Consider the following 5,681-nt stretch of genomic DNA (forward strand, 5'->3'; position numbering starts at 1 on the left):
AACCCACCGCGTCGCCGGCGGCATCCTCAACAACAACGGCAAAGTCCGACTCGACCACAAAACCACCATCACCGACAACGACCCCACCAACTGCGCCGGCACCGTCAAAGACTGCTTCAACTGACCGACGGTCAGCCCGCGTCCGGGCAGGCGTCCGGCCCCCTGTCACCGAGTGGCAGGGGGCCGGACCGTCGCCAGGGATCAGCGTTCGACGAAGACCGCCACACTGCGGGCGGGCACGGTGAAGGTGCCGCTCGCCCTGTCGAACGAGGCCGCCCGCAGCACCGGGTCGACCGAGGTGGCCAGCACCGGATGCGGCGCCACATCCGCCCCGCGCAGGCCGTCGACCTGCTGCTCCGCCGACTCGGGCGTGGCGTTGAAGACGACGGTCACCGACGCCCACCTCCCGTCCAGTCCCCGGCCGTCGAGGGTCATGGTCAGCACCCCCGGGGTTTCCCGCACGCCGGAGAGCGGGAACGCGACGCGCCGCTGCACCTGGTCGGCGGTGGCCAGCCCGAACACCGGCGAGGACGAGCGGATCCTCAGCAGCTCCGCGTACCGGGCGTTGGTCAGCTCGATCGTCGCGCAGTCCGGTACCAGTTTCTCGTCGGCCAGCAGCGGTCTGGCGTACGACCACTTGTCCCTGTTGTCCTGCTCGGGCGGCAGTCCGACGCCGAACCCGTTGCCCTCTGCGCAGTCCCAGCGGATCTGGTTGAACCAGTCACCGGAGTTGTACGAGTTGCGGTCCAACGACTTCGAACGCAGCCGCTCCGAGCCGGCGGCCACGAATCCGCTGCCCTGCCCGAAGGTGGTGGTGGCCAGGGCCAGCACCTGCATCCGCGCCCGGTCGGCCGCCGAGGTGCCCTGCGGCAGCTTGTACGCCAGCGCGTCGTACAGGATCTCGTTGTCGTGGGCGTCGACATAGGTGACCGCCTCACCGGGCGCGGCGGTGTACCCGGCCGGCGAGCCGTTGTAGTCCACCTGGGCGCCGGTGACCGACCTGCCGGACGAGTCGGTGAAGCGGTAGCCGCGCAGGTTGCCGGTCAACCCCACCTTGAGCAGGTCCTGCTGGTGCAGCAGCCGGGCCTTCTGCTCGGTCGCCGTCCCGTTGACGGGGTCACCGTTCGGATCGGTGTACAGGCCGGAGGCGAAGCCCTGCGCGCGCGGGTTCGGGTCGAAGGGGCCACCGCCGCGCACCGCGTCGCGCAGCCGGTCGTTGAAGGTGCCGATGCCCGTGCCGGCCATGTTGGCCTGGGTGGCCTGCACGAACCGGGCGTCGTCGGCCACCTCGCCGAAGTTCCAACCCTCGCCGTAGAGCAGGATCCGCCGGCCGTCCACCCCGTCGCGGGCCGGGGTCAGCGCGTCCAGCGCGGCGCGTGCGGCCAGGATGTTCGCCTTCGGATGGTGTCCCATCAGGTCGAAACGGAAACCGTCCACCTTGTAGTGCCGGGCCCAGGTCACCAGCGAGTCCACCACGAGCTTGCCCATCATGGCGTGCTCCGGGGCGGTGTTGGCGCAGCAGGTCGAGGTAGCCACGGCGCCGTCCGCCAGGAGCCGGTGGTAGTAGCCGGGCACGATCTGGTCCAACACCGACCTGGCGTCCGTGCCGGAGGCCGAGGTGTGGTTGTAGACGACGTCCAGCACCACCCGCAGGCCGGCGCCGTTGATCCCGGCGACCATCTGCCGGAACTCCGTGGTGCGCTTCGCCCCGACCGGGTCGACGGCGTACCCACCCTCCGGCACGGTGTAGTGCAGCGGGTCGTACCCCCAGTTGTAGCCGTCGGAGTCGGCCACCGCCGCGACGCACCGCTGCTGCTCGGCGGAGTCCGGCGGCAGGCGGGCCAGCTCGCAGCCGGGCTGCCGCTGGTCGGCCCGGCGCTCGGGGATGGTGGCGAAGTCGAACGACGGGAGCAGGTGCAGGTGGTTGACCCCGGCGTCACCGAGCGCCCGGAGGTGCCTCATCCCTGCCGTGTCGGGATCGGTGAAGGCGAGGTAGGTACCGCGCCGCTCGGGCGGCACGCTGGCGTCGGCGATGGAGAAGTCCCGCACCGACAGCTCGGAGATCTGCGCCTTCGACGGCGGCACCGGCGGCGGCTTGCGCAGCGTCGCCCAGCCCGCCGGCGCCAGCGACGCGTCGTCCAGGTCGACGATCTGGCTGTGCGTCGAATCCGGCGCCAGCGCCACCGAGTACGGGTCGGTGACCGCCGCGGTGACGATCTTCTGTGCGGCCGGCTGCCACGCCTCGACCTGGTACCGGTAGTACCTGCCGAGCCAGTCACGGGCGCCGCGCACCGACCAGACGCCGGTGCGGTCGTCGCGCCGCATCGCCACCATCCGTGGCGGCGTCGACGGCGAGTCGAACAGCTGCACCGACACCGCCCGGGCGGTGGGTGCCCAGACGGCGAGGGTGGGTACCCGGTCGGCGAAGGTCGGGCCGAGCGTCGCCCCGGTCGCGGCGGAGTAGACGTCGTCGAGCACGCCCGGGATCTGCACCCCGCTGGCGTTCAGCAGGGTGCCCTCGGCGTCCCGCTCGGTCACCACGAGTTGCCCGCGCAGCGCGGCCGGCACCCGGGCCAGGTCGGCCCGGTCCAGCGCGAAGGCCCGGTGGGCCCACAGGTGCGGGAAGGCCGCGCGCTGGGCCTCGGTGAGCCCGTTGCGCCGCGCCCGCAGCGGCAGCGAGGTGTACGTCCCGGACAGCTCGCCGTCGACGACGGTCACCCCGCCGGCCGGGGCCGCCACCAGGGCGTAGGTCCGGCCGTCGGGGGGCCCGGTCTGCCAGGCCACGGTGGACCGGTCGATCCAGTGCGCCTTCCGCCTGGTGATGTCCGGGTCCCTCGCGGGACCGGAGGACCTGGCCGGCAGCAGCCGGCCCTTGATCCCGGCGAGCAGCCACACCTCGCGTCCGGCGACGGCGAGGTCCAGGCGCTGGTCCTCGGGGTGGTCCTTCACGTCGCCGGAGTGGGGGATGTAGCTGAGCCCGGTGGCCCCGGCCGACAGCGGCACCCGGAAGACCGCCCCGTACGAGTCGATCCTCGCCGGCATGAGCGGGCGGGCCCAGTCGGTGGGGTCAGCGGCGCCGTCCCACAGGTGCAGGCCCCAGCCGTCGTAGTCGTTGTCTGCCCTCCGCCAGTGGATGATCGCGGTGCCCTCGTCGACGACCGGGTCCGGCTGGCCGGTGGCGGCTCGCCGGGTCGGGTAGAGCGTCGGGTCACCCTCTCTGATCCAGACCTCGCCGGTCCGCGTCGCGTCGATGGCGCGGTCGGCGGCGACGTCCTTGTTGCCGTCGGCGTCGACCACGAGGAACCCGACGGACTTCGCGCCCGGCTTCAGCTTGAGCCAGGCGAACCGGCCGTAGGAGTCCTCACCGGCGAACGGCTGCCCGGCGGGCCACTCAATGGCGTACGCCGGGTCGACGTCGCCCCAGGTGTGGAGCCGCCAGTCGTCGTACCCGCCGGTGGGACGCTGGTAGTGCACGACCACCCAGTCCCCGGCCGCGTCCTGCGCCGGGGTGCCCACGGTCGCGGTGCTCCGGGTGCTGGCGGTACCTCCGCTGAAGTCGTCGACGGCCTTGTGCTCCACTGCGGTCCCGCCGGTCAGGTCGTGGTGGACGGTGTACGGCTCGCGGGCGCTGCCCGCCAGCGTCTGGTCGCCGCCGGGGATCCGGGCGGCGGCGGTGGGGGTCGCGCCGGTGGTGACGCCGCCGTAGATGCCGGTGAAGGTGGTGCCGGGCGACCAGGTGTCCACGGTGACAGTCTGCGCGGTGTCGGCGTTGTTCGCAGCAACGAGGCACCCGGCGCGGTCGGCGGGGGCGACCTGGGAGAAGGCGAGGACGCCCGGACCGTCGGCGGTGGTGAGGGTTCAGAGACCCGCGCAGGCGGAGCCGTTGACCGTGCAGCCCGACGGCATCGTCCCGCCGGTGCCCTCGAATATGAACCGCACCTGCACCGAGCCCCGGGCGGTTAACTCCACCCCACTGGTGTAGGTGAGGACCCCGTCGCGCATCCTCGCGGTGCCCTGCGGCGCGCTCTCCACCCAGACGCTCCCCAGCCGGCCTCGGGGCTGCACCAGCCGGATCGTCCACGATCGAGGGCCCGACGTGGTGTTGGTCAGCAACACCTCTCCGGCGAAGGAGTCACCGTAGTCCGCCATGACCCGGAACCGGCCGGTCACCGTCAGCGCCGGGGACGGCGACGCCCGTGGCGGGTTCGGGGTCGACGGCTGGGTGCCAGCCCCGGCGGGGGTGGCCGACGGACTCGACGCCGAAGGGCTGGGCGGGACGGCCGAGCGGGGCAGCAGCCCCGGCACCGCCGGCGCGGTGCCGGTGGCCAGGGGCAGCGACGGCGTGGCGGCCGACAGGTTCGGCATCGACATGGTCGGAGCGGGCGGCGGAAGATCGGCCACCGGCCGGCGGCGACCGGCCGAACCCAGCGCGACCACCAGCAGCAGCACCATCACGACCACGCCGACGACCACCACGAGCCAGGGCAGCGAGCGGAGGGACACGGATCGGGTGTGCGGCGTGCCGGACATGCGTCTCCCTGGTCGGTCCCGTGCCGGGAGCATGGCGACGATCGGCGGCGCGGGCAGTAACGCGACCGAGGACCCCACCGTCCTGACGGTCGGGCAGCGCCAAGCTACCAGCTCAAATCCCACACCTAGGATTCCCAGCAAGGGCGGGGCGGCGAACCCGACCGACCGGACGACGTCGGTTTGACCCCGGGACCGCCCGACCCGGCCGACCCGAGGAACTGACCCGACCGAGCGGGTCGACCGGGGCGGAAACTGGCGGGATCAGCGGCCGGAGCAGGCGACCCCGTTGACCGTGCAGCTACTCGGACGGTTGTTGCCGCCGGTGTACTCGAAGTGGAACCGCAAGGGCACCGTGGCACGGGGCCCCAGGTCCACCCCGCTGGTGTACGTGAAGACACCGTCGGACATCCGGGCCGACCCCTGCGGCGCGCCCTCGACCCAGGCCGTGACCAGCCGGCCCCGGGGCAGCACCAGCCGGACCCGCCACGACCGGGATCCCGACGTGGCGTTGGTCAGCAACACCTCGCCGATGAACGCGTCCCCGTAGTCGTTGAGCTTGCTGTAGCGGCCGGTCACCGACGGCGCGGGAGCGGGCGGCGGATCGCCGGGCGCGGGCGGATACGCCGGCGGCGCCGAGGTGGACGGGGCGGGCGCCGGCGGCGAGACGGTGCCCGGCGGGCCGCCGGACGGGGCCGGCGGGGCTTCCGGGCCGGTGCCGCCCGCCTCACCGAGGGACGGCTCGGTGCGCCGGGGCGTGATGCCGGGCAGCGGCGGCAGGGGCAGCGTCGCCGCGACCCGGGTCGGCGTCGACGTGGGCGGCAGGTCCGGTAGTGGGATGGTCTGCACCGGCTCCGGCGGCCCGGAGTGGAACCGGTCCCCGCCCGGAACCGAGAGCAGCGCGACAACCTGCAACGTCAGCAGCGCCACCACCCCGGCGACGACCACCACCCAGGGGGACCATGCCATCTGCAGCAGACCGCCGAGCGGCGATCGTGCATGATGCCTGTCGGACATGCCCCTCCTTCATCGGTGCCGTCCGAGAGCGTACCGATCTTCGACATTGCCGGAAAGGGGTGATCCCGCCTGCTGTCCATACGGCAGAGACCCTCGCCGGCCGTCCTGTCGGGAGGTCGGCCCGAACGTCGGCACGG

At 73.1% G+C, this 5,681-nt stretch carries 2 protein-coding genes and 1 pseudogene; all 3 read right to left on the minus strand.

What is annotated here, in order from left to right:
- Positions 1-201: 201 nt before the first annotated feature.
- Positions 202-3,840, minus strand: a pseudogene (gene pulA, locus E1165_RS27635) (pullulanase-type alpha-1,6-glucosidase); the annotation flags it as partial.
- A gap of 18 nt (positions 3,841-3,858) precedes the next feature.
- The gene (locus E1165_RS27640) at positions 3,859-4,530 is read right to left on the minus strand and encodes a cellulose-binding protein (protein WP_132394639.1); all 672 of its coding nucleotides are present in this window, start codon (positions 4,528-4,530) and stop codon (positions 3,859-3,861) included.
- Positions 4,531-4,791: 261 nt separating this feature from the next.
- Complete coding sequence (locus E1165_RS30555; protein WP_305792158.1) at positions 4,792-5,544, minus strand: cellulose binding domain-containing protein; 753 nt, start codon at positions 5,542-5,544, stop codon at positions 4,792-4,794.
- Positions 5,545-5,681: the final 137 nt, after the last annotated feature.

It is taken from the genome of Micromonospora sp. KC723 (genome assembly GCF_004348595.1).
In the GTDB taxonomy this organism is placed as follows: Bacteria; Actinomycetota; Actinomycetes; order Mycobacteriales; family Micromonosporaceae; genus Micromonospora.

Coding starts and splice junctions, on each gene's coding strand:
- E1165_RS27640 (WP_132394639.1), bottom strand. CDS start 4,530: ATGTCCGGCACGCCGCACACCCGATCCGTGTCCCTCCGCTCGCTGCCC.
- E1165_RS30555 (WP_305792158.1), bottom strand. CDS start 5,544: ATGTCCGACAGGCATCATGCACGATCGCCGCTCGGCGGTCTGCTGCAG.